The following is a 26,049-nucleotide window of genomic DNA, read 5'->3' as shown; positions in this document are numbered from 1 at the left end:
TTTTAACAACTAAGACGACGTTTTACGTGAAAATCCCTCTATCGCAAGGCATAACCAGCCAATTATAAAGCATACCCCACCGATAGGTGTAATCGCTCCTAGCACCTTAATTCCGGAGATACTCAGAACATACAAACTGCCAGAGAACAAAATGGTACCTGCAATTAACAATCGGCCCGCCCAACGTAATCGGACACTTTCGCCCCATTGGCCCACAGCCAGTGCGATGAGAATTACCCCCAGCGCATGTACCAAGTGATACTGCACACCAGTCTCATATACCTTCATATAGTCTTCACTGATCACTGGTTTTAGTAGATGGGCACCGAAAGCACCAATTCCTACTGCCAGCATTGCTAGCACAGCCCCCCAGGCCATAAATTTCCGTTGCAAATGATTACACCCCCTTAATTTTAGACTCATTCTATCATAACGTAATGCCCGTTCCTATTTCCAGCAGTCATTTTTTATTTTGCCTCATTCAGGGGTTGCTTTTTTAGCATCAATATGAAAAAGTGGATATTAACAACATTTTCATTCTAATCTCTCAAGGAGTGCAAACCATGGACTTAAATTCTCTGTCAAAATCAGACGTACCTGCGGCAGAGGTGGGAAATCCCAACCCTCATCCGGATTACCCAAGCGCTGATTTATCATCTACGCATCAAAAAGTAGAACATGATCTTCAACATTCTGGACCTGGTATTGCTTCATTCATTATCTGTCTCGTGTCGATCATCGGCTATGCAGCCATCTTTATCTCTATTATAATGAAGTCTTCTTCATTGGTTAATGAGAATTCCGAACTATTAAGCCAGTCCTCGCAATTCATAATGCTTCTAGGATTAACGGTTATTATTCTGGCTGCTCTTAATGTAATCGGTGTAGTCATCGGCATCATTGGGCTTTCCATTCGGAAACGCCGCAAGGTGTTTGGCATTATTGGCACGATAGTCAATGGTGTTATTATCTTACTCTTTATGCTGCTTATTACAACCTTCCTAGTCAATGCTGGAACGCTTTAAGCTTCTTTTAAACATGCTAACTTCATTAAAAAGGGTATCCCAACAACTTTGAGCGAGTTGTGGGGATACCCTCATTTTTATGTATGAAGCTAAAATCTGCATCAGGGAGTCCTCATCGTCATCCGCGGCTCACGGACTCAGATGACGTTATTTACGTTTTTTTCGCCTTTGGAGCACAGTTTCGGACCCCAGTGTCGCTATTGCATCGAAATAGGATCCTATTGAGCGGTTTTTATGGCAATAGCTGCGATGGGGTCCGATAGCGAATCAAATGTGGGGAAAAGCTGCGTTTAAGGGCTGCTGAGTCCGATAATGCTGATTCCGATGATGCTAATTCCGATAATCTGGATCCTATCCCTCATCCGCGGCTTGCGGACTCAGGAGACGTTATTTACGTTTTTTTCGCCTTTGGAGCATAGTTTCGGACCCCAGTGTCGCTATTGCATCGAAAAAGGATCCTATTGGGCTCTTTTTATGGCAATAGCTGCGATGGGGTCCGATAGCGAATTAAATGTAGGGAAAAGCTGCGTTTAAGGGCTGCTGGGTCCGATAATGCTGAGTCCAATATAGGGGTTACTAGATCCGTTAGTGGGGCTGCTAGATCCATAGTGGTGCTGCTAGTTCCATTAGTGTGCTGCTAGATCCAATAGTGTGCTGCTAGATCCAATAGTGGGGTCACTAGATCCGTTAGTGGGGCTACTAGATCCATAGTGGTGCTGCTAGTTCCATTAGTGTGCTGCTAGATCCATAGTGGGGCTACTAGTTCCGTTAGTGTGCTGCTAGATCCAATAGTGGGGCTGCTAGATCCGTTAGTGTGCTGCTAGATCCAATAGTGGGGCTGCTAGATCCGTTAGTGGGGCTACTAGATCCATAGTGGGGCTGCTAGTTCCGTTAGTGGTGCTACTAGTTCCGTTAGTGGTGCTGCTAGTTCCAATAGTGTGGCTCCTAATCCATAATGGTGCTAGGTATGCGGACTGTGATCGATCAAACAAAGTTTAGTGTTTTGAGCAAGAACTATGCTTAAAAAATACGAGGGTGTCCCAGCAACCACTATATGATTGCTGAGACACCCTCTATTTACAAATCAATACCTTCAATTATTTTGCTAGAGCCAGCTTTGTTAGCACACGTTGCTTGACGGACGGATCGCCCTCCACTGCTTTTTCCACGTATTCAATAACTACGGAATCATCTGAATTCAAAGTATCAAGTATACTCTCCATTCCAGCTGAAATCTCAAAAGCGGTTGGGCCTTCTTTTGTCGCAATCTCAACGGAATGACTATCTATTTGTCCGATATAAACGGCCGTCATTTTTATTGTTTTACCTTCTGCTTTTGGAGTAGAACTAGGTTTAGCTGTGCTCGGATTTTCGGTTGGTGTGGCTGTACTTGGGTTCTCAGTGGGTACGGGAGTGCTTGGAGCTTCAGTAGGCTCAGCAGTGCTTGCGCTCTCGGTTGGTGTTGGAGAAGGTGTTGCAGTCGGTTCTCCTGAAGTCTGTGCCGAATTATTCCCACCGCAAGCGGTTAAGGCAAATGTTAAGGCAGCAATCGCTGCTATGGCGGGTAATGAACGTTGTTTTTTCATGTTGAGTGCCTCCTCTATGTGGCGATTATTTTCAAAGTCATTTTCATAAGTATACTCTTATAACGTTAACCACTCTATGAAAGTTTCATATGAAGTAATTTTAGATAACTTCCAGCCTCTATTAGGCATCCGTCGGATGCAGGCTACAGCGTTATTAATACAATAGTGTGAGCCTGATTTATCCCAAAGGAGTGAGCCCCTTGAAAATCGATATCGGCTGTGGATCTAATAAGGAAGCAGGTTATCTCGGGATCGATCGGATCGCGGGTCCTGTTGTAGATATTGTCTGTGATATTTGCCAAGAGATTCCTCTCCCTGACAATAGTGCTGAATTTGTTATGGCTAGCCGTGTCCTGCCTTATGTGGACAATTTATTCGCAGCCATGGCGGAAATTCACAGAATTAGCATCCATAAAGCAGTTGTTTGCATTCTAGCACCCTATGCCCACAGCTTTGCCCATATGTCCAATCCTTCCTTTAAGCAGAAGTTTGACGAATATACCCCCCGGCATTTTACGGGATCCTTCTTCCAACCCCCATCCGGTCCAGTATGCCCAGCTATTCCAGACTACCCTGTACCCGCACCACCCTTCGATTATCGGTTGCTGCGGATGGAGTTATTCTATCAACACCCTTATGAAGATCCGCTTTACGAAACTGAAGAACTAGAAATACTAAAGACCCTTCAAGCAAATGTAGTGCATGAAATCATGTACCATTTTGTCGTAGTCAAGCACAATATCACTGATCAGGAGCTGGAGCTGATGAGCAGAAGTCATTATCCTGAACCTCATGTTCTTGTCGAACGAAGACTTAAATCACAAAACAGACATTTTTTTCTATAATTTTAAGATGGGACATACACTAATACCCATTTTGTATCATAGGCTAACATACAGGTATTAACTGTGCCGTCCTAACTATAGGACGGTTCACTTTTGGCCAAAATCAACCTCGAAGGAGGTGAGAATCATTCCACTAGTCGTACGGGCAACGATCAATGCGACCGGTGCTATCACATTTACCGGCAACACGCTTGGACTTAGCCGCTCCGATACGATCGGAGTGCCAGGGACATTAGACAGCATCGGTGGCTTTACTACTGTTAATACTTCATCGACATTTGGTTCCTATCCTAGCGGAACTACTAGTCTTTATACAAGCAACAGTTCAGCAGCCATACTAGTCCTACCATCTGGCAGCACAGTGCTGTATGCAGAACTGATATGGGGCGGTACCTATATTAACGGAACCGTTAACCTCAGTTCGGCCATTAACAACCCTGTCTCCTTCATAACTCCTGCTGGCACTACATTCAGCGTTACTCCCGATTCAGCAACGAGCAACGTAGTCGATTTGGGAGGTGGTGCATCAGCATATGTTCGTTCCGCCAACGTGACCAGCATTATCCAACAAGGCGGCGCCGGCACCTACACCACTGGCGGTGTAGTGGGTACGATTGTTATCCCTAGTGATTCCACGGCCAACCATGCTGGCTGGACATTAGGCGTAATCTACCAAAATACAGCCTTACCTTTTCGCAATATGTCCCTACGGGCAGGTGCAATACTTGTACAGGCAAACTCAGCCCCAGTTTCAACTACGATCACAGGCTTCGCAACACCAATTACAGGTGCGCTTGGCGGCAGAGCGTTATTCAGCGCACAGGAGGGGGATGCCAACCGTTCGGGGGATCAAGCGTTATTTGGTCCAACCTCAGCTACACTTGTTGCTTTATCGGGACCTAATAACTTTGCCAACAACTTTTTTGCGTCACAGATTAACAATGATGCAGGTAATCTAAACACAACAGGTACCTTTGGAAACCGCAATCAAATAAATGGAAACCCAGGGACCAACATTATCGGTGGCCGTCAAGGCTGGGACATTACCAATGTTGACGTCTCCGCACGGCTGATAAACAATCAATCTTCAGCCGTATTACAATTAACCACCTCAGGCGATGCTTATGTACTCAACGGTAATGCCATACAGGTTGATATCAATGCTCCTAAAATAAACCTCACTAAAAGCGCTAATGTAGCCGGCCCCATAGTCGGTGATACGGTAACTTATACGGTGACTGTCAGTAATACAGGAACAGCGGGAGCAGCAAGTGTCGTTTTATCAGATGCGCTGCCGGCAGGATCCACTTTTGTAACTGGAAGCGTAGTCGTTGCTGGCGTCGTAAGGCCTACTTTTGATATTACAGCAGGAATCCCATTAGGCTCATTAGCTTTAAGCAGTTCAATAACGGTTACATATCAAGCCAAAGTCACTTCATTGCCGCCAAGTCCACAAAATATCGCAAATACTGCCAACGCTGCCTTTACGTTTCAAAGTGTAGCCGGAGGCCCTATCATGACGGGGGTCATTCCATCTAATACAGTAACCTTACCTGTATATTCACCCGTCCTTAACATTGTGAAATCAGCCAATACCACCAATGCTACGGTTGGAGATCAAATTACCTATACTCTTCAAATCACGAACACAGGAAATATCGGCGCGGTAACAACACTTACGGATAATATTCCTTCAGGCAGCTCTTATGTCGCAGGCAGCTTCACCGTCAATGGAAATCCTGTCGCTGGTAACCCTGCCACAGGGATTGCTATCGGTACGGTTGCCGCCGGTGGCAGTTCTACTGTTCAATTTCGGGTCATCGTGAATAGTCTTCCCTCACCGCCGCAGTTGGTTGACCAAGCAAGCGCCGCTTATACGTTTCAAGTTCCAGATGGGCGAACGGTAGCTGGTTCGGCCTCGTCCAACACTTTGTCTATTCCCGTTACAACACCCAATGTTACCGTAGTCAAAAGCGCTGGATTCACCGACGTAACTGTCGGAGATATACTGCTCTACACCTCAGTAATCAGTAACAACGGAATTGCAGCAGTTACCAACGTTTCACTCTCAGATACCATACCTGCGGGTACATCGCTGGTTCCCGGAAGTGTCACCGTCGCCGGTGTATCACAACCCTCAGCTAATCCTGGAACAGGGATTGCTGTCGGTACCATCGCTCCCGGAAGCTCCGTCGCCGTCACTTTTCAAGTCAACGTTATCTCATTACCAAATCCCGCTCAGCTATTGAATAAATCTAGTGCCTCTTTTAGCTCGGGTGCTTTTACTGGCATTTCAGTCTCAAACACGACTACAACTCCCGTGTATCAGCCTGTAATCCAAATTGCAAAAAGCTCGAACGTATCCAGTGCAACTGTAGGGAGCAATATTCTTTATACGTTAAATGTTCAGAATTCTGGAAATATCGGGGCGGCTGTAACCCTGAGCGACAATATTCCTTCAGGAAGCGCCTTTGTCTCGGGAAGTGTAACTGTTAACGGTGTTGCTAGACCTGCTGACTCTCCACTTACAGGAATTAACTTAGGCACTTTAGCTTCAGGGGCAGCTGTTCCTGTGACCTTTCTTGTCTCTGTACAATCTCTGCCTGCTCCACCTGTTCTGAATAATCAAGGCAGTAGCAATTACACCTACCAACTGCCAAGTGGAAGATCATTCTCCGGGACCAGTCTATCCAATACCCTAACCATTCCGGTCTCCGCTCCAAACATTACACTAACCAAAACTGCAAATCTAACTAATGTAGCGGTTGGAGAAAATCTTACTTATTCAGTCATAGTGTCCAACCCAAGCAGCGTCACTGTCACTAATGTTGTTGTCTCTGACCCTATTCCTACGGGGGGAGCTTTTGTAGCAGGCAGTGTGACTGTCAACGGTTCGACGGTTGCAGCGGCTAACCCAAGTACAGGGATAGCAATCGGAAGTATCGCCGCGGGCAGCTCTGTCACGGTGTCTTTTAGAGTGAATGTTGCTTCCTTGCCAAGTCCAGCACAGTTTACAAACAGAGCCAGTGCCTCCTTCACCTCTGGGGCGTTCACCGGTTCTTCGCTCTCAAACACGATAGTAACACCTGTATTTCAGCCCATCCTTAATATGGTCAAAAGCGCCAATGCAGCACAGGCATCTGTAGGGGGATCTCTCTCATACTCCATCCTGATCAGCAACACCGGGAATATTGCAGCTACTCTATTAGTAACTGATATCCTGCCACCCCAAGCCGTGTTTGACACGAATAGTGTCATTATTGGAGGAACACCTTTGCCCGGATATAATCCGGCAACTGGCATTCCAGTTGGACCGCTCGCTCCTGGTGATAGTGTCACCGTAAGTTTTCTGGTCACAATCACAGCCCTACCTCCATCACAAGTATTGCTAAACTCTGCTTCAGCGACATATAGCTTTACTCTTCCAGACGGGCGTCAGCTCGGAGGAAATGTAGTGTCCAATACGCTCTCTGTCCCAGTATCTGCCCCTAACGTCAGTGTTGTAAAAAGCGTAAACGCTGCTACTGCTGTTACTGGTGATATCCTTACCTTTACCTCTGTATTGACCAACAATAGTATTGCAACAGTAAGCAATATCATTCTCAGTGATCCTCTGCCTGAGAATGTCGCTTTTATTCCCGGAACCGTAATTGTAAGTGGCACTCCCCTGCCGCTAGCAGTTCCGTTCGCCGGCATTCCAATCGGTAGTTTGAGCCCTGGCGCCACAGCTACCGTAACATTCGAGGTGAGGATAACGATGCCGATACCATCACAGATTAACAATCAGTCATCTGTCAGTTTTACATCCGGTGTATTCTCCGGTTCTTCTTCATCTAATATCACAACTACACCAGTTATTCAGCCCCAAATCTCCTTAGTAAAAAGTGCCGCTGATGGAGACGGCGATTTCGATGCTTTAGTCGTCGGTGATTCTGTCATCTACACAGTGATTGTTAGCAACACAGGTAATCTGGCTGCAAATCTTACGCTAACTGATAACATTCCAGCAGGTACAGTTTTTGTTCCTAATAGTGTCATTGTAGGTGGTATGCCTCAACCCGGATCAGCCCCAGATACAGGGATAGCTGTAGGAAATGTGGCTCCTGGTGCCAGTATTGCAGTCAGCTTCACCGTTGATATCATCTCCCTGCCAACACCGCAGCAGATTAGTAATCAGGCTTCTGCAAGCTTTACCTTTACTCCGCCTGACGGTAGACCGTTATCTGGGACTGCTGTGTCTAACACTGTCACACTGCAAGTCTCTGCTCCTAACATTGTCGCTACCAAGAGCACTACTTCAACATCAGTTGCTGTTGGTGAAACAGTCACATACACCGTCAATATAACTAATAATGGTATAGAATCTGTTACTAGCGTCTTGCTCAATGATCCTACACCGGTAGGAAGTACTTTTGTAACAGGCAGCGTGTCTGTCAACGGAGTCCCATTCCCGAATTCGAACCCCGCTTCGGGGATATCTATCGGCACTCTAGCAGCTGGTGCATCAGCGCTGGTTACTTACAGTGTTACTGTTACCTCCGTCCCTCCTACAGCTTCACTCATCAATCAGGCATCCGTTACCTTCACTTCAGGCGTTATTTCAAGCTCCACTTTTTCTAATACCGTTACAGTCCCTGTGTTCCAGCCGAACATTGCCGTAGTCAAGAGTGCTAGTACAGCCAATGCCACGGTTGGCGATTCCGTTAGCTACACACTGACAGTGAGTAACACAGGAAACTATGCTGCTAATTTAATACTGACGGATAATATTCCCGCAGGTACGGCTTTCGTTCCGAATAGTGTGCTCATCAACGGCCTCCCTTTAGCGCAAGCGGATCCTTCCACCGGAATTGCAGCTGGATTAATACAGCCTGGAGGAACGACCGTAGTCATTTTCACGGTTGACATCACTTCATTGCCTAGTCCTCAGCAACTGGTCAATCAAGGAACCGCAGCATATAGCTTCACTTTACCCGACGGACGTACACTTAATGGGTCTGCACTCTCTAACACCGTCACTATTCCGGTCTCCTCACCTAATATTGCTGTAGTTAAAACTACAACCACAACATCAACTACAGTCGGTGACACGATCACTTATTCCATAGCTTTAACTAATAACGGGATTGCCACTGTAAATAATGTGGTCTTCACAGACGCCCTTCCTGCCGGTACCACCTTTGTGACAGGCAGCGTGCTTGTGGACGGTGTGCCTCGTACAGGAGTCAGCCCAGCTACTGGAGTAACCCTAGGCAGCATAGCACCTGGTGTAACCGTAACTGTTGCTTTTACCGTAAATGTAGTTTCACTGCCGCCTACCGGATTGTTAAATAATCAGTCAACAGTCAGCTTCACCTCAGGTGTTGTCTCAAATGTAGCCTTCTCAAATATCGTCACGACGGCTGTCTATCTGCCTATTCTTGCAGCAGCAAAAAGCTCTAATTCAGTCAATGCTACCGTTGGGGATACGATTACTTATACTATAAATGTGACCAACACAGGTAACTACGGAGCTTTAGCAACCCTGAGTGATACCATTCCAGCGGGTACAACGTTTATTCCAAATAGTGTACTCATTCAAGGCGCTCCTGCTCCAGGAGCAGACCCAGCTGCCGGGATCCCACTGGGGGTAATCTCCGCGAATGGAAGCCTATCTGTAATGTTCTCAGTGCTTATCACAACATTGCCGGCAAGCCAACAGCTGCTCAATCAAGCTTCCGTCGCGTTTGCATACACACTTCCAGATGGACGGACATTTAACAATTCGATCAATTCCAATACAACAACAATCTCAGTATCCTCACCGAACGTTATCGTCACTAAATCTTCGACAGCTACCGATGCCGTTGTTGGCGATACCATCACTTATAACCTCACTGTTACCAATAGTGGAATAGCAAATATCAGTAACGTTAACCTCAGTGATCCAATACCTGCGGGCTCTAGCTTTGTCGCAGGCAGCGTGACCGTAGATGGCACTCCACGCCCTAGCGCCAACCCAGCGAACGGGATCTCGCTCGGTACTCTTGCACCGGGAGCATCTTTCCAAGTCTCGTTCAACACGATTGTCAATGTGCTGCCTAATCCTGCAACACTTAGTAATCAAGCTTCCGTCAGTTTCACCTCCGGCGCATTCTCAGGATCTTCATTCTCAAATACACTTGTTATTCCGGTATATCAACCTATCATTGTAGTTGTCAAAGGGGCGGACAGAACCGCCGCAACTGTCGGAGATACGATTACTTACTCCTTAAATGTGACAAATACTGGTAACCTCATAGCAAATGTAGTTATTACCGATACCATTCCGAACGGAGCTGTCTTTGTTCCAAACAGCGTGCTCGTGAATGGGGTACCACAACCAGGATCAGATCCGGCTACTGGCTTAAGTATTGGGTCGGTAGCTCCGGGAAGTACAGTAACAGTAACCATTACGTTGCAGGTTACTATTGCTTCCCTCCCTTCGCCACAACAGTTAGTCAATCAAGCTACAGCAAATTTCACATTCACACCACCAGATGGACGTTCACTCACGGGATCCTCTGTCTCAAACGTCCTAATTATCCCTGTATCTTCACCAGACGTAAGTGTGGTTAAGAGCACTACTTCTATTGATGCGGTTGTGGGCGATATCATCACCTATACGATTGTTGTCACCAACTTAGGGATTTCACCAGTTAATAATGTCATCATGGTTGACCCTATTCCAGCTGGCAGCCAGTTCGTAACGGGAAGCATTACCGTAGATGGAGCCCCACGTCCTAGTGGCAGTCCGGCTTCGGGAATCGCAATTGGTACAATTGCTGCAGGTGCTTCTTCAACCATTACCTTCCAGGTTCAGGTAGTAGCGTTATGATTCCCGGCTCACGTACCCAACCTGTCGTAACCAATCAGTCCATGGTACTCTTCAACTCGGCAGCGGGTGTTGACGGAATTGTCTATTCCAATACCGTTAACACCCCGGTCGTGGGCCCCGTGCTTTCATTGCTGAAGAGTACAGATAAACTCCACGCCTCTTTAGGCGACACTTTGGTGTATACCTTTAAAGCCAGTAATAATGGAAATACAGATGCTTTTTTGACGGTGTTTGACATTCTTCCAGAAGGTGTATCCTTTATTTCCAACAGTGTGCTCAGAGACGGTGTGCCTCTTCCGGGGGCTACACCGTCTTCAGGCATCCCCCTTGGTTCTATTGCACCGCAGAGTCAAGTGAGCATCGCCTTTCAAGTCGTCATCATTTCCCTGCCGTCTTCCCTAGTGCTGCAAAATAAAGCGCTGGGCCGTTTTTCTTTTTCCACACCGGAGGGAAGAATCGTTAAAGGAGATCTATTTTCAAATTCCGTACAGGTTTCTTTACGCTCCTACCAGCTCTCGACCTCTTTGTCTGCAAGTACTCCGACTTCTTTTATAGGGGATGTAGTCACTTACACCTTGCGGCTTACAAATGAAGGCAACAGCCTTTTAACTCAAATCAACGCAATAATTTCTATTCCGGACGGGGCGGTGTTTATACCGGGGAGTGTCATTGCAGGTGGGATTTATTACCCAGAATCGGACCCGGCGCAGGGGATATTACTCGGTTCGCTGGACACAGACCTAAGCGTTGATATTACTTTTCGTGTCCGAGTAACAGAGTTTTCTCCCTCTTTGGCCTTAACCAACAGCGCGGTTGTCACCTATACAGTCGATGAGCATACAATTACGACCGAAAGTAACACTGCGGTCGTCTCACTTGTCCAAGCGGGGGTCACCATTAGCAAAAAAGTAGATCATGTTACAGCAGCTCCGGGCGATAATTTGAGATATGAGCTTACGGTAACGAACAACGGGAATCTGGCTGTAAATGCAGTCCTAACAGATGCCATACCTTCAGGTACTCTTTTCGTATGGGATAGTGTTCTCTTAAATGGTGTGTTGCAGAAAGGCGCACGACCAGCGGAAGGCATTCAGTTAGGTACTTTAAGAGGCGGAACTACAGCAGTTGTAGTTTTTCAAGTGAGTATACCTGCAGCCATTAACATTCATGAAATCGCAGCCGTACAAAACCATGGTAGTGTTCAGTATACCTTTGTGCTTCCAGACGGACGGACCGTACGACAAACCTCTCGTTCCAATACAGTTACCACCCTAGTAGTCACACCTGTCATTTCACTCGTAGTCCATGCAAAACCAACTATCGTAGAAGCAGGAGAGCGAGTTCAATGCTGGATCTCACTAACCAATAGCGGAAATTGGCCTGCGGAAATATCTCTGAATCGGCTAACCCCGGAAAAATGTTTTCTTGATCCCAACAGCATTGTGATTGATGGAGTTCCGAATCCACAATCTTCATTTGCCGGCACCTTGCCGCTGGGGGTAGTTAATGCTGCATCTATGGTTAACATTCATTATTTTGTCCAGGTGAGTGAACAGGTAATGGGTCGTTTCCTTAAGGGCTCCGTAAATGCTCAATACTCTTTCAATATGGATGGACGTAACTACTCTGGCGAAAGCCAATCTAACAGCTATGTGCTGACCGTAGATGAGATCAGTGAATAAGAAATCACATATCCCTCATCCCCATGAATATACTTTAGTTACAACCCCAAAACATCCCCACAAAGTGAGGCTTTGCTTTCTATGCGTACTCAGGTGCTTTGCGGGGGATCCAAATATATACTTTGCAAAAAATTGCCTCAATCAACATTTCATATTCCATGGGAGGTGGTCATCCTGTCGCAATCATCCGGTCCCTTTTCCTTCGTAGTCTCAAAAGAAGACTGGTCCCTTCATCGTAAAGGTCATCAGGATCAGGAACGCCATCAGCAAAAGGTCAGAGAAGCCATCAAGGATAATTTGCCTGACCTCGTTACCGAAGAAAATATTATTTTGTCAGGCGGTAAGCAGATTGTGAAGGTTCCGATTCGCAGTCTGGATGAATACCGGATTATTTATAACTTCCGTAAACAGAAGCATGTAGGACAGGGCGACGGGGAAAGTCAGGTTGGCGATGTGCTTGGGCGCGATTCACAATCGGCACAGCCCGGTAAAGGAGAAAAAGCAGGCGATCAGCCGGGCCAAGATACCGTGGAAGCAGAGGTCAATCTGGAAGATCTGGAGGACATTCTGTTTCAGGATATGGAATTGCCACATCTGAAGCCTAAGAATAAAGAAGAGATCGAGGTCAAATCCATAATTTTTAACGATATTCGTAAAAAAGGGATGATGTCCAACATCGATAAAAAACGTACGCTGCTGGAAAATCTTCGACGCAATGCAAGCAGCGGAAATCCCGGCATTCACAGTATCAGCCCAGATGATCTGCGCTACAAAACATGGGATGATATTAGAACACCTCATTCCAATGCGGTCATTATTGCGATGATGGATACGTCAGGTTCGATGGGTTCATTTGAAAAATACTGCGCCCGCAGCTTCTTCTTCTGGATGACCCGTTTTCTGCGCCGCCAGTATGAGAAGGTAGAGATTGTTTTTCTCGCCCACCATACGGAGGCTAAGGAAGTCAGTGAGCATGATTTCTTCACCCGTGGCGAAAGCGGGGGAACGATTTGTTCCTCGGCATATCAGCGAGCGATTGAAATTATCGATAGCCGCTACCCGCCTGCGCAGTACAATATTTATCCATTTCACTTCTCCGATGGTGATAATCTCACCTCCGACAACGAACGTTGCGTGAAGCTGATCGGAGAACTGCTGAAACGAAGCAATATGTTCGGCTACGGTGAGGTGAACCAATACAATCGAAGCAGTACCTTGATGTCAGCTTATCGCCATCTGAAACATGAACAATTCATGCATTACGTCATTAAAGACAAAAAAGAAGTGTATCAGGCGCTGAAGACTTTCTTTAGTCCAAAGGGTACGGTTAATTCTTAATCCCCCACTCCAAAACGCGGATGTCCCAAAAGCCAAAAATGGCTGATGGGACATCCGCGTTTTTGGTGTTGCTCCTTCTTGAACAAAACAACAAACTTCGTAAATTGCGTCATCTAAGTTCGCAAGTATCGGGGGATGGGCGAATCGCTTCATCTGGGTCCGTAAGAACAGGGGATGGACGAGTAGCGTCATCTGGGTCCGCAAGTATCGGGGGATGGGCAAAAAGCGTCACCTGGGTCCGTAAGTATCGGGGATGCGTCAGGATAGTATGTAGGGCAACTGTGGGATTCTGGGGTTAGGCGCTTTCGGACACAGATGACCTTATACGTAGCTTTATCGCATATTTGACTTGCTATCGGACCCCATAGCCGCTATAGGCATGAAAAACACCAAAAACGAGCCTCATTCTGAGCAATAGCTGCACTGGAGTCCGATAATATGCTCCAATGGCGATAAATTTGCAAATAGGGTCATCTGGGTCCGTAAGATCGAGGGATGGGCGAATAGCATCATCTGGGTCCGTAAGTATCGGGGATGCGTCAGAATAGTATGTAGGGCAACTGTAGGATTACTGGGGGGGCGGCGCTTTCGGACACAGATGACCTTATACGTAGCTTTAGCGCATATTTGGCTTGCTATCGGACCCCATAGCTACTATTAGCACGAAAAACACCAAAAAAGAGCCTCTTTCTGAGCAATAGCTGCACTGGAGTCCGATAATACGCTCCAATGGCGATAAATTTGCAAATAGGGTCATCTGGGTCCGCAAGATCAGGGGATGGGCGAATAGCGTCATCTGGGTCCGAAAGTATCGGGGGATGGGCGAATAGCGTCATCTAGGTCCGCAAGTATCGGGGAATAAACGAATAGTGTCACCTAGGTCCGTAAGTATCAGGGAATGCGCTGGAAATCCAATTAGGGCAACTGAGGGATTACTGGGGGATCGGCGCTTTCGGACACAGATGACCTTATACGTAGCTTTATCGCATATTTGGCTTGCTATCGGACCCCATAGCCGCTATAGGCATGAAAAACACCAAAAAAGAGCCTCTTTCTGAGCAATAGCTGCACTGGAGTCCGATAATACGCTCCAAAGGCGATAAATTGCTAAATAGCGTCATCTGGGTCCGTAAGATCGAGGGATGGACGAATAGCGTCATCTGGGTCCGAAATACCGGGGGATGGGCGAATAGCGTCATATGGGACCACAAGTATCGGGGATGGGCAAATTGCTCATCTGAGTCCGTAAGTATCGAGGAATGCGTCAGTATAGTATGTAGGGCAACTGTGTGGGATTACTGTAGCCCTCGGCGCTACGGTATAGATAAAAAAATAAGCCAGTGAAATTAAACTAACTTTCTTTTTTCAGTTACATAATAACTCCTACTATAAACCTAATTTCACAATTTGGATCGGTACCGATAAACTTGTACTCCCCACCCATGTCAGCTTGTTTTCGTAAGCTATGACTGCTGTTTTGTTTTTCCCCCTCTTAGACTTCCATCCTAAAAAAACCTCCAATCCCAAACTCTGGAATGTGGAGGTTATTTATAGTTAAAAAGCTTTCAATGCTACACCTTATTGAACCTTCTCTCTATCCTTGCCTTTATCAGACTCACCAGCATTTTTGTTCGCTGCTTCCCGGTCCTGCATCATCTCATCCACCGACTTCACCTTCAGGCGAGCAGCGCCCTCGTTGTTAGCGTTCGTTGGGATAAGCTCTCCTGAAGCCAAACGTTCCTTGGCTTTAGCAATAGCTTCGCTGTATTGAGGCAGCCACTGTTCCCCTGCGACGAGCATCTCATCGACCATCTGCCAGATTTCTTTTGGATTGCATACGGCACCAACGAGTGGGTCCATCATAAATGCCTGACGTAACAGCTTATCATCGCCGTGTACAGCTGCTTCAACCGCCAGACGTTGCACTGAAATGCTCACGTTACATACGGCGACAGGTCCAAGCGGCAATTCACCTACCAATGGCATGGAGATCCCGTTCCGGTCTACATATCCCGGTGCTTCGATAATGGCGTCCTCTGGTAAATTAGAGATTACGCCATTGTTCACTGTATTAAAGTGCCCCCGGTACACTCGTCCCGTTTCCAACCCTTCTATAATATAAGAGCCGTGCTCTTCCCCGCGATTCTCCTTCGTATACTCCAGTGCCGGGTCTTTCATCCAGTTTGGAAAATCGGTCTCGAACCAATTTCGACCTTCCGTGCAGACACGCAGATAACCGCCTGTTTCTCCGTTAATCCAGCTCCCCAGATCGATCCAATCCATAATTTCATCACTGCGTTTACGGTACCATGGCACGTACTCACTTAAGTGTCCATTGGATTCTGTACTATAGTAGCCAAAGCGACGAAGCATATCGATGCGCACTTTTTCCGTACGGCTGAATTCCGGATGTTTCTCAAAAGCCTCTAAAAGACCTTCGGTCAGATCCTTCCCCTCATGACTTGCTGAAATATACCAGGTCTGGTGATTGATGCCCGCACAGATAATATCAACTTCGGATTTCTTAAGACCATACACATCTGCAATTTGCTGGTGCCCATGCTGTACACCATGACATAGACCGATGGTCCGAACACCACCATATTTATTGCAGGCCCAGGTCAGCATAGCCATCGGATTCGAATAGTTAAGCAAAAGTACATCCGGTGCTGCCATCTCCCTAATATCACGGCAAATATTCAGCATCTCCGCAATTCCGCGTTGCCCGTACATGATGCCACCCGCACACAGAGTATCTCCCACACACTGATCGACTCCGTATTTTAAGGGAATGTCCACATCCGTAGCAAAGGCTTCAAGCCCACCCATCCGAATAGTACAAAATACGTACTTAGCATCCTTCAGTGCATCTCTGCGATCCGTTGTCGCCTGAATTTGTATATTTAAACCATTCTCCTTAATATCACGCTGGCATAGCTCCGTGACCATCTCCAGATTGTGGCTGTTAATATCCATAAATGAGACTTCGATATTTTTAAATTCCGGTACAGTTAGTAAGTCCCGCAACAATCCACGGGTAAATCCAATGCTGCCTGCCCCTATAAAAGACACTTTAAATGACATGGTTATCATCCTCCGGTAATGAATTGGTTGTTCCTGTCCATTGTAGCAAGGGACCTAAGGAAAGCGTAACCAATATCATGACCTCTTTTGAAAGAAGGTGTCAAAAATCCTAACCTATCTACTGAAAATCATACTCTTCATAACTCCAGGCGTGACGCTCAATGGAATTGCGGAATTCTACAGGCGTGCAATCGGCGTATTTTTTAAAAAGAAGGTGAAAATATTGCCTGCTGCTAATTCCTACGTAATCTGCAATTTCAGCAATCGGGATGTCGCTCTGCCCAAGCAGCATCTTCGCTTTCTCCATTCGCAGCATATTCAAGTAATCGCTGAGCGTCCGACCCGTATGGCTCTTAAAAATTCGATGCAAATATCCGGGATGCAGATTAACTGCGGCAGCGATGTCCTTAACCTGAATGTTCTGGTCATAGTTCTGATGCAGGAATTCAATGCTCCGGCGCACATAAAGCTGCGAGGGCTGTTGGCTGGTATGAAGCTGCTCTTGCCGAAGTCTGGATAACCGCAACAGAAGCTCACAAAATAATAAATCAACCATACTTCCACCCTTTCCGCCGCTCTGATCAAGCTCTAACACAAGTCCCTTTAGAACATGATAGATTTCCTCCGGATCAGGCATTACTAAACTGGAAAAAGGAAGCTGCAGCATTTCTGCGAGCGCCGTTTCTTTACGGGCTAGCTTGCCAACAGAGGGTGCAACCCCTCTATATTCCATGAAGCCAAATTCCACATTTAGCATCCGACAAGGTGCCCCCTCTTCAACAATCAGCCTATGCGGAACATTCGCGTCTAAAATGATCAATTCTCCCCGCTTCAGCCGAACTCTCTCTTCTCCTCCTGAGCTTGGACGGACATCCACGATACAACTTCCTGAGATCAAATACATGATTTCCGTTGAATTATGCTGATGGTAAGACATATTGTAGTTATTCCACTGTTTATAATAGTAAGCAAAAAAATGAGGACTATAATCTCCCTCGATTAAAACCTGCTGAAAAAGACTCCCGCTGGGGCTCAGATTTAAGTTCGTCAATGGATCACTACTTTCTTCATTTATTACTTAATACAAGTGTATCTCTTTAGCCACTTCGAAGACAAGATAACGTCCGATAGCAATCAAATCAACAAAAACGAGCAACTCTCCATTATATTGGAAAATTGCCCGTCTCTATTAGAATAATATTGTCATACTTGAAAAGAAACCAAAGAGTGCTTAAGATCGGCTGCCAAGCCCTCCAGCTTTTCCGATAGGGCAACCAATTCCTCACTAACCGTGAATTGCTGAGATGACATAGAAGCTACCTCCTCCGTCGAAGCAGTGGTTTGCTGGACGATGGAGCTTACGCTGGCCATGGATTCACCGAGTTGACGCTGGAACTCAATCAGTTCGAGGACAGAAGCAGAAGATTCACTAATATGTTTCATGAAATGTTCCATTTCCTCTTTGACACTCGCGAATATCGTTGACGACTCTCTTACAGAAGAGATTTGTTCACGGAACTTAGGAGCGGCTTCATTGATATCCTTAACGGTGTTCTCGATATGTAGACCAATCTCTTCCGTGATCTTGGAGACCGATTGAATCGATTCATTCGACTGGTTAGCGAGCTGCCTGATTTCATCAGCAATCACTATGAACCCTCTACCTGCCGCACCTGCTCTAACTGCTTCTATGGTAGCATTTAGTGCCAAAATATTGGTCTGCTTATTCACAGCAATCATAGGGCTGAGTATACTGCGAATTAATTGAGTGCTTTCTCTGAGCTTAGTAGAATTATCTTGAATTCGATTGATCACCTCTACCGTAGACTCACTCTGCTCTACCAGCAGCTTCATCAGCTCTGTACCTTGATTGCTAACCTCAATGACCCGTTCTGCTGAATGGTCCATCACTGTATTTATTTCCGTCACTTCACTCATTTTGTTGCCGATAATCTCAACATTGTGATAACTGCGTTCGGCTTCAACAGCGAGGCTGGCTGACCCCGCTGCAATCTCACCGGTAGCGGTCGCAACCTCTCTGGCATGGAGGGAGATTGTACTTGATGCTTGTACTAATTGTTCCGAAGTAAGGAGGACCTCATCTGCCGAATTCCCGCTCTGCCTTGCAAGTAAGGAGATCTGCTCCATCATTTTGTTGAAGCTTTGACCCAAGCGGCCAATCTCATCTTTGCCCTTGAAATTGGTTCGTACCTGTAGGTTCCCACGCTCTCCTTCCTCCATCAAGATTGCCAGCTTACCCAGCGGGCGCCCTACCAATCGAACAAGAATATAACCAATTAGTAGTGCTATTAAGGCTGCCGCCAGCACCACAGAAAATGTGATATATAAAAGCTTGTCCGCAGACTTAGTAAAATCACTGACAGGAGCATACCCCATAAGCATCCACTTGGCAGTCGCCAGGGGTTGGTATACAACAAGCTGAGAACTTCCGTTCTCATCCTCCGCTGTAAATGAATGATTTTGCTCTTTCCCTTGTTCTTCTGAAACTTTTATGTAAGAGGGTTGACCCAGCTTGGCATGATCCGCACCATACACAATGCTGCCATCCGCACTCAAGATACGAATTTCACCGGTCATCCCAATCTGAAGGTTAGACAGCATTTCAGTCATGGCCTTCCCTTTCACTTCGATTAGCATGTAATACTCCGCTTCGGGATGTAAAAGATTACGTAGCAATCTCCCCATAGTTAAGGAGGGCTCAGTATAAGCATCAAAAAAGCCTTTCTCACGAACGGGAAACCAGACTGGCTCTCCTTTAGCTGCGGCAATTTGCTCTAATCTTGCGGAAATGCCTTCATCACTACGAATCCCACTTATGCCAGCAGACTTATAAGATTCTGAGTCTACCAAGCTCTTGGATACCAGCCTGACGCCATACATCCGCTCATCAGAGCCTTTTACCAAGTCCAGCTTTCTGCGAATCCGATCTTCAGCACCGGCTTTGGCCACAGTTGTAAGCTCGCCGCTATTTATTTTTTCTAAATCACCCTTTAACACAGAGTCGAGTGCAAACTGCCTTGATAGTGCCTCATACTCTGCCAGCACAAAATCCAGCTTGTCCGCTGCCTGAACTACAGATTGTGTGGAGGCTGCAGCAACCTCATTCGTAATGATATTTTTAGCGGCAAAATAGGAAGTCAATCCTAGCACGGAGGATAAGAGAACTATAGAACTAAATAAAATAACGAACAGTTTAACTCCAACAGATTTAAAATATAGAGTCCAGGACTTTTTCATTAAGTTCACTCCCCATGACGAAATAAGGGTACAGCCCTCCATTTCTGTATAAAGGCTGTACCCTGATCATTTATTAGCATGAAGCGAGCGAATGGGTTTACCCCTTACTAGCTCCTGCTGTCAAGCCATCTACTAGCAGACGTTGCAAGAATACAAACAAAATCATAATTGGAATGGAGATCAAAACCGCACCCGCAGAGAACAAGGTAAAGTTAGTGTTTTGATTGGTGTTAACCATATCCCACATCCCCACTGCAACTGTCCAGTTCTCCTTAGTCCGCAGAATGAGTCTCGCAAAAATGAAGTCCACCCATGGTCCAACAAACTGAGTCAGCGCCATATATGTGATCATAGGACGTGACAAAGGTAAGATGATTCGCATAAATATTCCGAAATTGCTCGCCCCGTCAATACGAGCGGCCTCATCCAAGGAACGAGGAATCGTATCGAGGAACCCTTTGGCGATAAAGGTCCCCCCCAGCGGCGCCCCAGCCGCATAAACGATAATTAACGCAATATGTGTATCCAGCAAATTAAACTCTTTAAGCAGCATATAAATAGCGATCATACTCATAAAACCAGGGAACATACCAAGAATCAATACGGTGGATAACGCTGTTTTACGCGCTTTAAACCGGAATCTGGATACGGCATAACTGGTTAACAAAGTAAGAACTACCCCGATAAGCATCGAGAACACAGCTATTTTCAAGGTATTGGCATACCAAGTCCCAAACATATAGCTGGGTGATGTGAACAATTCTCTGTAATGTGATAAAGTGAATTGCTCGGGAATAAACGTTTTGCTGTACAATGATTTACCAGGTCGGAAAGAAGCTAAAAGAATCCAAAGGGCAGGATAGAGTGCAGCTATCGACAAAGCAATCAAGATAATATAACTACCTGCTAAGCGAATAATGTTCGCGACTTTTCTGCTCATTGGATCATATCCTCCTCTTTAAATGACTTTGTCCGGCGGTAATTGTACAGGGAGAATGAAGCGACAATGATAAAGATAATAATCCCTATTGCCGAAGCCATGTTGTTTTTATTCTGATCTAGCGTTAATTTGTATAACCAGGTTACTAGCAAGTCCGTAGAACCGGCATATTGATAGTCACCATTTACCGGACTACCACCAGTTAATAGGAAGATCGCGTTAAAGTTGTTGATGTTACCTGCAAACTGCGTGATCAAGGTTGGTGCTGTAGAGAACAATACCATCGGCAACGTTACGATACGGAACTTCTGATAACCCGAGGCTCCATCCACCTCAGCAGCTTCATACATATCCCGTGGGATAGTAGTCAGAACGCCCATGATAAGCAGCATAGAAACAGGAATACCTACCCACATATTAACGATAATTACGGTAACCTTAGCCCAGAATGGGTCAGTCAGCCACGGTAATCCATCCAATCCAAAATACCCCATGTATTGATTGATAGGCCCGAATTGACCGTTAAATAAGTTGCGCATGAGCAGAAGCGAGATTAACTGTGGCACCGCGTAAGGCACAATCAGAATTACCCTCCACATTCCTTTGAAGCGAATGCCCTTCTGACTCACCAGCAAAGCGACCAACAGTCCTCCGAAGTATGTAGTAATGGTTGAAAGAACTGCCCATATAATTGTCCATGTTAATACACCATAAAAAGTGTGGCTCCATGTTTTAAGGACCAATAAATTACGAAAGGTCTGAAATCCAACCCAGTCCACCAATTTGGCGGGTGGAAGATGATCAGGTGCGGAATAGTTCGTAAAGGCCAACAGGATCATAAAGATAATTGGCATAATCGTAAAGAATAGAACACCAATGCCCGGCAAGACTAGAAACGCTTGAGCAAACTTGTAATCCAGGATATAACGAACACTTTGTTTAAAAGTGTTTGCCTGAAGACCGTTATCACGTTTTTCTCCAATCTTGTAAGCATCTCTGATATTCAAATACCAGGCGATAATCAATAGAATAAGAATAAGGATGGTGATCAAGCTTTGGATCATGATATAAATCGAGTGATCACCGGTAACCATCTTGGCGATCCCCTTCACTTTAACCAGACGACTCGGATTCTCTCCTAGTGTTACGATGCCCCATAAAGAGTTGGCAAGGTTCTCAATAAAATAAAAAACGGCTACAGCTTCTACGGCTAAATATAATATTCCTTTAACGAATTGGCGGTTATATATTTGTCCCAATCCCATAAAAATCGTCGACAGTATTGCGGCCCTCGTGCGATGTCGTTGCATTTCGCTTCCGTTCTCCTCTCCGAGTGAAAATAAGAAGCTGCCAGCCGCTAAACATGCGGCGGGCAGCTTGATTCACTGTATGCTGTTAAGACAGTGAATTATGATCCTTATTGGGATGCACTGTTATTCAAATCTTTGATTTGTTGTACAGCTTTGTCCATTGCTGCTTTTGGATCCCCATTTTTATCCCAAATTTCTGGAAGGGCAGCATTCACTGGGCTCCATACGTTACCCATTTCAGGAATAGAAGGCATCGGTTGGGAGTTCTTAGCTTGTTCTGCAAAAACAGAGACATATGGATCGCTAGAGATCTGTGGATCAAGAAGCGCCTCGTTGTTTGTAGGAACCGAACCAATCGTTTTGTTCAGTAACAGCTGAGCGTCTTTGCTTGAAGCAAAATTCGCATACAATTTAGCAGCATTCGGATATTGAGTAAACGAGTTAACTGCGAAAATTTTAATACCAGAGAATGTAATTGCTGTTTTGCCATTCACTGTAGGGATTGGAGCAATACCAAGGTTGTCACCAAGAGCTTCTTTGTATCCTCCAAGCTCCCATGGACCTGTGATATCCATAGCTACATCACCAGAGTTGAACAAGCTGCGTTTGATATCACTGTTGATATCACCACTCTTAATTGGCAATGCTTCCTTCAGTTTCACAAATTCTTTAAGTCCTGCAATTGCGCCATCGTTAGCAAGACCGATATCATCTTTATCCGTACCATCCTTACCGAAGAGGTATCCGCCATCGGAAGCGATAAACATGTAGTTGAAGTACAAGTTTCCTACTTCCCACATAATCCCATATCTATTTTTCGATTTATCCGTGAATGTTTTGCTGAATGCAAGAACATCATCAAATGATTTAGGTGCTTCTTTAACAAGCGATTTATTGTAGAACAATGCATAAGTTTCTGCTGCTCTTGGGTAACCATACAATTCGCCTTCGTACGAAGATCCGATAATCGAAGCTTCAGTATTGTTAGCTTTTGTTTCTTCACCGAAGACATCGTTAGGAAGAACCAAGCTCGCGCTTGCCGCTTTACCTAAGTTATCGTGAGGGATAAGAATAACGTCTGCCGCTAATCCTGAAGGACCATCTTGAGTAAGTTTAGTTACTTGATCTGGTGGTGCCAATTCTTCAACCTTGACTGGAACGTTATATTTTGCTGTGAACTGTTTAGCAATCTCATCTGCAAAAGGTCTTTCTTCTTTACTTTCCCATACCACTAGAGTTGCGCCATCTTCAGGTACAATTTCATCTGTTGCTGCTGCATCTGTGCTCTCTGGCGCTGCAGTCTCTGTAGTAGCATTATTAGTAGCTTTTGCTGCGTTGTTGCCCCCGTTATTCGTACTGTTGTTGTTGGAACCGCATGCTGTAACGGACAGAGCCATTGAGAAAGCTGCGGTGATAACCATCATTTTTTTCAATTTCATTACTTTAACCCCTCCCAATTTTTAAAAACGTAAGATGGAAAATAGTAGTGCTGCAATCTGCGCAAACGATTTCAGAAAGGCTAAAAAAAAAGTTCTTCTTTTAGCTTGCTCCTTCTGTATCTGCATTTCACAGGTAAGAAAGCGCTTCATTCATGAGTACATCATACAACAGTAACGATTGTTTTTAAAAACGTTTGCATATACTGTATTGGGTCATTTTCCATTATTTGATATACATTATAGGCATATATCTCCATTTTTCACATGATATCTTTTAATTAGTCGATAATTCATGTGTTTATTATTGGAATATCTATTTTATTTGCCCCTAATATGCCACATTTTCTCTATTTCAAGAGATTTCTCATAAATTGCCCTTCACAATGCTCGTTTACTTTAGTGAAATTTAGTGCAATGGTTTGAACAAGAGTATTGAAAGCCCTTTTATTCCATGCTATAATCCAAAACGTTAAGAGGCTGTCCAGCATGAAGCACAACATCCCTTGTCTGCCTCCTGTTCTATATAATTAAAAGGCAATGTTACTTATCAAAGGTACAACCTCGGGCAAGCTACTTCGCGGTGGTTGTGCCTCTTTGTTATGTGCTACTCTGCTACTGATTTAGTGCATGTTGCATAAAAAACTGTGCAACCAATAACAATAGCGACATTCTACATTCCACGCGCTCTGTGGAGTATCGTCCGGGAATAGTTTATGCTTTCGAGGAAGTAACGCTAACAAAACTTAGCCTATGCTTTCGATGTGGTTTTGCCGAAGTGTTCGAGGAAGTAACGCTAACAAAACTTTAGGAGGATTTATCATGTTACTGGAAGCAGTGTATCATCGTCCGCGGTTAAATTGGTCTTATGCCTATAATGAAAGTACGATTCACCTGCGTCTACGCGCTAAAAAAGGGGATTTAACCGAAGTGTTCGCCTTTGCTGGAGATAAATATGCTTGGGATACCACAAAAGAGCTAATTCCCATGACCCTCTTCACCTCCGATGCTATGTTTGACTATTGGGAATGTGCTTCAGTACCTCTCTACCGCCGCTTGAAATACGGCTTCTTACTTCAAAAAGATAACGAACGAATTTGGATGACCGAAAGTGACTTTCAAACGGTGCGGCCGGAAAACCCAAACAAGCTGTTCGAATTCCCCTTCATTAACCGCGTTGATGTATTTGCTCCGCCTGCCTGGGTAAAGGACGCTGTTTTTTATCAGATCTTCCCAGAACGCTTTGCAAATGGTGACCCGAGCCTTGATCCGGAAAATGTTCAGCCATGGGGCTCCGAACCAACACCAACCAATTTTTTTGGCGGCGATCTGCAAGGGGTTATTGATCATTTAGATCATCTTAACGAGCTTGGGATCACTGCTATTTATTTCACACCTATCTTTGATGCAACTACTAATCATAAATACGATACAGAAGACTATATGAAAGTCGATCCGCATTTTGGAGATATTGAGACTTTAAAAAAGCTCGTCGATAGCTGCCATAAACGTGGGATTCGTGTCCTGCTAGATGCCGTATTCAATCATTCTGGCAAAACCTTTGCTCCTTTTGTAGATGTTCAAGAAAAAGGAGAGGCTTCCGCCTTTAAAGATTGGTTCCATATTCGCAAGTTTCCGCTTCAGATTGAAAACGGTGTCCCTACTTATGACACCTTTGCTTTTGAACCGCTAATGCCAAAGCTAAACACAGAACACCCTGAAGTTAAACAATACTTACTGAAAGTCGCAGAATACTGGATCAAAGAAGTCGGGATCGATGGCTGGCGTCTGGACGTTGCCAATGAAGTGGATCATGATTTCTGGCGGGAATTCCGCAAGGTGGTTAAACGTGCTAATCCTGAGGCCTATATATTGGGGGAAATCTGGCATGAATCTGCACCTTGGCTGGAAGGCGATAAATTTGATGCCGTTATGAACTATCCTTTCACTGACGCCGTCCTTGACTTCTTTGTGCATGGCACTCTTGATGCTGAAGGATTCGCCAATTCCATTGGTAAACAGTTATCACGCTACCCGCTGCAGGCTAGTGAAGTTGCTTTTAATCTGCTGGATAGCCACGATACTCCACGACTGCTTACGCTGGCTGCTGGAGACAAAAACAAGATGCGATTAGCGGCACTGTTCCAATTCACCTTTATGGGCACTCCCTGCATCTATTACGGTGACGAGATCGGCATGGACGGTGAAGGTGACCCTGGTTGCCGCAAATGCATGGAGTGGAACCCTGAAAAGCAGGATCGAGAGCTCTTCGAGTTCTATCGTCAGCTTATTAAAATACGCAATGACCACCCTGCTCTCCGCACAGGTACATTTACCTTCCTTGAGGCAGGACAACAAGGCAGCAAGCTAGCCTATGAGCGCCGGCTGGATCTGCAGACGATTGTGGTACTAATCAACAGTGAAGAGACCGCTCAGACCTTCCGTATTGACGTAGACGAGCGGGATTGGGAGAACTTGTTTACAGGCGAAACAATGCGCACAGAACGCAGCAAGCTGATCGTGAAAATGCCAGCCTATGGATTCGCTATCCTAAAGGCAATCATCTAAAAGATTTCTTTTCTTCCCACTGCCCAGCCATACAGCATAACAAAACAGGGTATCTCGCAAGCGATAATCGCTTCGGGATACCCTGTTTTCTTTTGGAGCATACTAAAATGCTAACCGCTGC

General features: G+C 45.5%; 14 protein-coding genes. 6 read left to right on the top strand and 8 right to left on the bottom strand.

From position 1 onward, the window contains the following. Window positions 1–9: 9 nt before the first annotated feature. A complete protein-coding gene (locus NSQ55_RS08715; protein ID WP_076124773.1) occupies window positions 10–393 on the bottom strand; it encodes a DUF423 domain-containing protein in 384 nt (127 codons plus the stop codon). 170 nt (window positions 394–563) lie between these two features. On the opposite strand from NSQ55_RS08715, the gene NSQ55_RS08710 reads away from it, so the two are divergent. Continuing rightward, window positions 564–1,025, top strand: coding sequence for a hypothetical protein (locus NSQ55_RS08710; protein WP_076124771.1), 462 nt, complete (start codon window positions 564–566; stop codon window positions 1,023–1,025). A gap of 1,097 nt (window positions 1,026–2,122) precedes the next feature. Here NSQ55_RS08710 and NSQ55_RS08705 read toward each other — a convergent pair. Further along, window positions 2,123–2,611 carry a hypothetical protein gene (locus tag NSQ55_RS08705; RefSeq protein WP_036684361.1) on the bottom strand — a complete coding sequence of 163 codons (489 nt, stop codon included), beginning with the start codon at window positions 2,609–2,611 and terminating at the stop codon, window positions 2,123–2,125. 200 nt (window positions 2,612–2,811) lie between these two features. On the opposite strand from NSQ55_RS08705, the gene NSQ55_RS08700 reads away from it, so the two are divergent. From NSQ55_RS08700 to yhbH, 4 genes are all read left to right on the top strand, one after another. Continuing rightward, entirely contained in the window at window positions 2,812–3,456 is a 645-nt protein-coding gene (locus NSQ55_RS08700; RefSeq protein WP_076126477.1) for a methyltransferase domain-containing protein, read from the top strand. A gap of 118 nt (window positions 3,457–3,574) precedes the next feature. Then, window positions 3,575–10,312, top strand: a complete 6,738-nt coding sequence (locus NSQ55_RS08695; protein WP_339172644.1) for a hypothetical protein — start codon at window positions 3,575–3,577, stop codon at window positions 10,310–10,312. Beyond that, window positions 10,309–11,994 carry a hypothetical protein gene (locus NSQ55_RS08690; RefSeq protein ID WP_339172642.1) on the top strand — a complete coding sequence of 562 codons (1,686 nt, stop codon included), beginning with the start codon at window positions 10,309–10,311 and terminating at the stop codon, window positions 11,992–11,994. The genes NSQ55_RS08695 and NSQ55_RS08690 overlap by 4 nt, the downstream gene beginning before the upstream one ends. Window positions 11,995–12,168: 174 nt before the next feature. Beyond that, complete coding sequence (gene yhbH / locus NSQ55_RS08685; RefSeq protein WP_036684553.1) at window positions 12,169–13,332, top strand: sporulation protein YhbH; 1,164 nt, start codon at window positions 12,169–12,171, stop codon at window positions 13,330–13,332. Window positions 13,333–14,910: 1,578 nt separating this feature from the next. On the opposite strand, the gene NSQ55_RS08680 is transcribed toward yhbH, so the two are convergent. The 6 genes from NSQ55_RS08680 to NSQ55_RS08655 form a co-directional block, all read right to left on the bottom strand. After that, a complete protein-coding gene (locus NSQ55_RS08680; protein WP_076184661.1) occupies window positions 14,911–16,416 on the bottom strand; it encodes an alpha-glucosidase/alpha-galactosidase in 1,506 nt (501 codons plus the stop codon). A gap of 118 nt (window positions 16,417–16,534) precedes the next feature. Next, the gene (locus tag NSQ55_RS08675) at window positions 16,535–17,452 is read right to left on the bottom strand and encodes an AraC family transcriptional regulator (RefSeq protein ID WP_076184739.1); all 918 of its coding nucleotides are present in this window, start codon (window positions 17,450–17,452) and stop codon (window positions 16,535–16,537) included. A 167-nt stretch (window positions 17,453–17,619) separates the two neighbouring features. Beyond that, the gene (locus NSQ55_RS08670; RefSeq protein ID WP_339172639.1) at window positions 17,620–19,674 is read right to left on the bottom strand and encodes a methyl-accepting chemotaxis protein; all 2,055 of its coding nucleotides are present in this window, start codon (window positions 19,672–19,674) and stop codon (window positions 17,620–17,622) included. Window positions 19,675–19,771: 97 nt separating this feature from the next. Next, window positions 19,772–20,614 (bottom strand): sugar ABC transporter permease, encoded by an 843-nt coding sequence (locus NSQ55_RS08665; protein WP_036684372.1) that lies wholly within the window; start codon window positions 20,612–20,614, stop codon window positions 19,772–19,774. Further along, a complete protein-coding gene (locus NSQ55_RS08660) occupies window positions 20,611–21,924 on the bottom strand; it encodes a sugar ABC transporter permease (RefSeq protein WP_036684375.1) in 1,314 nt (437 codons plus the stop codon). The genes NSQ55_RS08665 and NSQ55_RS08660 overlap by 4 nt, the downstream gene beginning before the upstream one ends. Window positions 21,925–22,031: 107 nt before the next feature. Next, window positions 22,032–23,363 carry a maltose ABC transporter substrate-binding protein gene (locus tag NSQ55_RS08655; RefSeq protein ID WP_076126469.1) on the bottom strand — a complete coding sequence of 444 codons (1,332 nt, stop codon included), beginning with the start codon at window positions 23,361–23,363 and terminating at the stop codon, window positions 22,032–22,034. A gap of 819 nt (window positions 23,364–24,182) precedes the next feature. Between NSQ55_RS08655 and NSQ55_RS08650 the strand changes: the two genes are divergently transcribed. Further along, complete coding sequence (locus NSQ55_RS08650; RefSeq protein WP_076126468.1) at window positions 24,183–25,928, top strand: alpha-glycosidase; 1,746 nt, start codon at window positions 24,183–24,185, stop codon at window positions 25,926–25,928. Window positions 25,929–26,049 lie beyond the last annotated feature (121 nt).

Origin of the sequence: Paenibacillus sp. FSL H7-0943, from assembly GCF_037963265.1 — a bacterium.
Lineage (GTDB): Bacteria > Bacillota > Bacilli > Paenibacillales > Paenibacillaceae > Paenibacillus_AQ > Paenibacillus_AQ odorifer.
Note: the sequence above shows the minus strand (reverse complement) of the source record. Positions and strands in the feature narration are given on the sequence as shown.

What these genes read in the sequence shown, in the direction of transcription:
- NSQ55_RS08710 (WP_076124771.1), top strand. Translation starts at nt 564, where the DNA reads ATGGACTTAAATTCTCTGTCAAAATCAGACGTACCTGCGGCAGAGGTG.
- NSQ55_RS08705 (WP_036684361.1), bottom strand. Translation starts at nt 2,611, where the DNA reads ATGAAAAAACAACGTTCATTACCCGCCATAGCAGCGATTGCTGCCTTA.
- NSQ55_RS08690 (WP_339172642.1), top strand. Translation starts at nt 10,309, where the DNA reads ATGATTCCCGGCTCACGTACCCAACCTGTCGTAACCAATCAGTCCATG.
- NSQ55_RS08680 (WP_076184661.1), bottom strand. Translation starts at nt 16,416, where the DNA reads ATGTCATTTAAAGTGTCTTTTATAGGGGCAGGCAGCATTGGATTTACC.
- NSQ55_RS08670 (WP_339172639.1), bottom strand. Translation starts at nt 19,674, where the DNA reads ATGAAAAAGTCCTGGACTCTATATTTTAAATCTGTTGGAGTTAAACTG.
- NSQ55_RS08665 (WP_036684372.1), bottom strand. Translation starts at nt 20,614, where the DNA reads ATGAGCAGAAAAGTCGCGAACATTATTCGCTTAGCAGGTAGTTATATT.
- NSQ55_RS08660 (WP_036684375.1), bottom strand. Translation starts at nt 21,924, where the DNA reads ATGCAACGACATCGCACGAGGGCCGCAATACTGTCGACGATTTTTATG.
- NSQ55_RS08655 (WP_076126469.1), bottom strand. Translation starts at nt 23,363, where the DNA reads ATGAAATTGAAAAAAATGATGGTTATCACCGCAGCTTTCTCAATGGCT.
- NSQ55_RS08650 (WP_076126468.1), top strand. Translation starts at nt 24,183, where the DNA reads ATGTTACTGGAAGCAGTGTATCATCGTCCGCGGTTAAATTGGTCTTAT.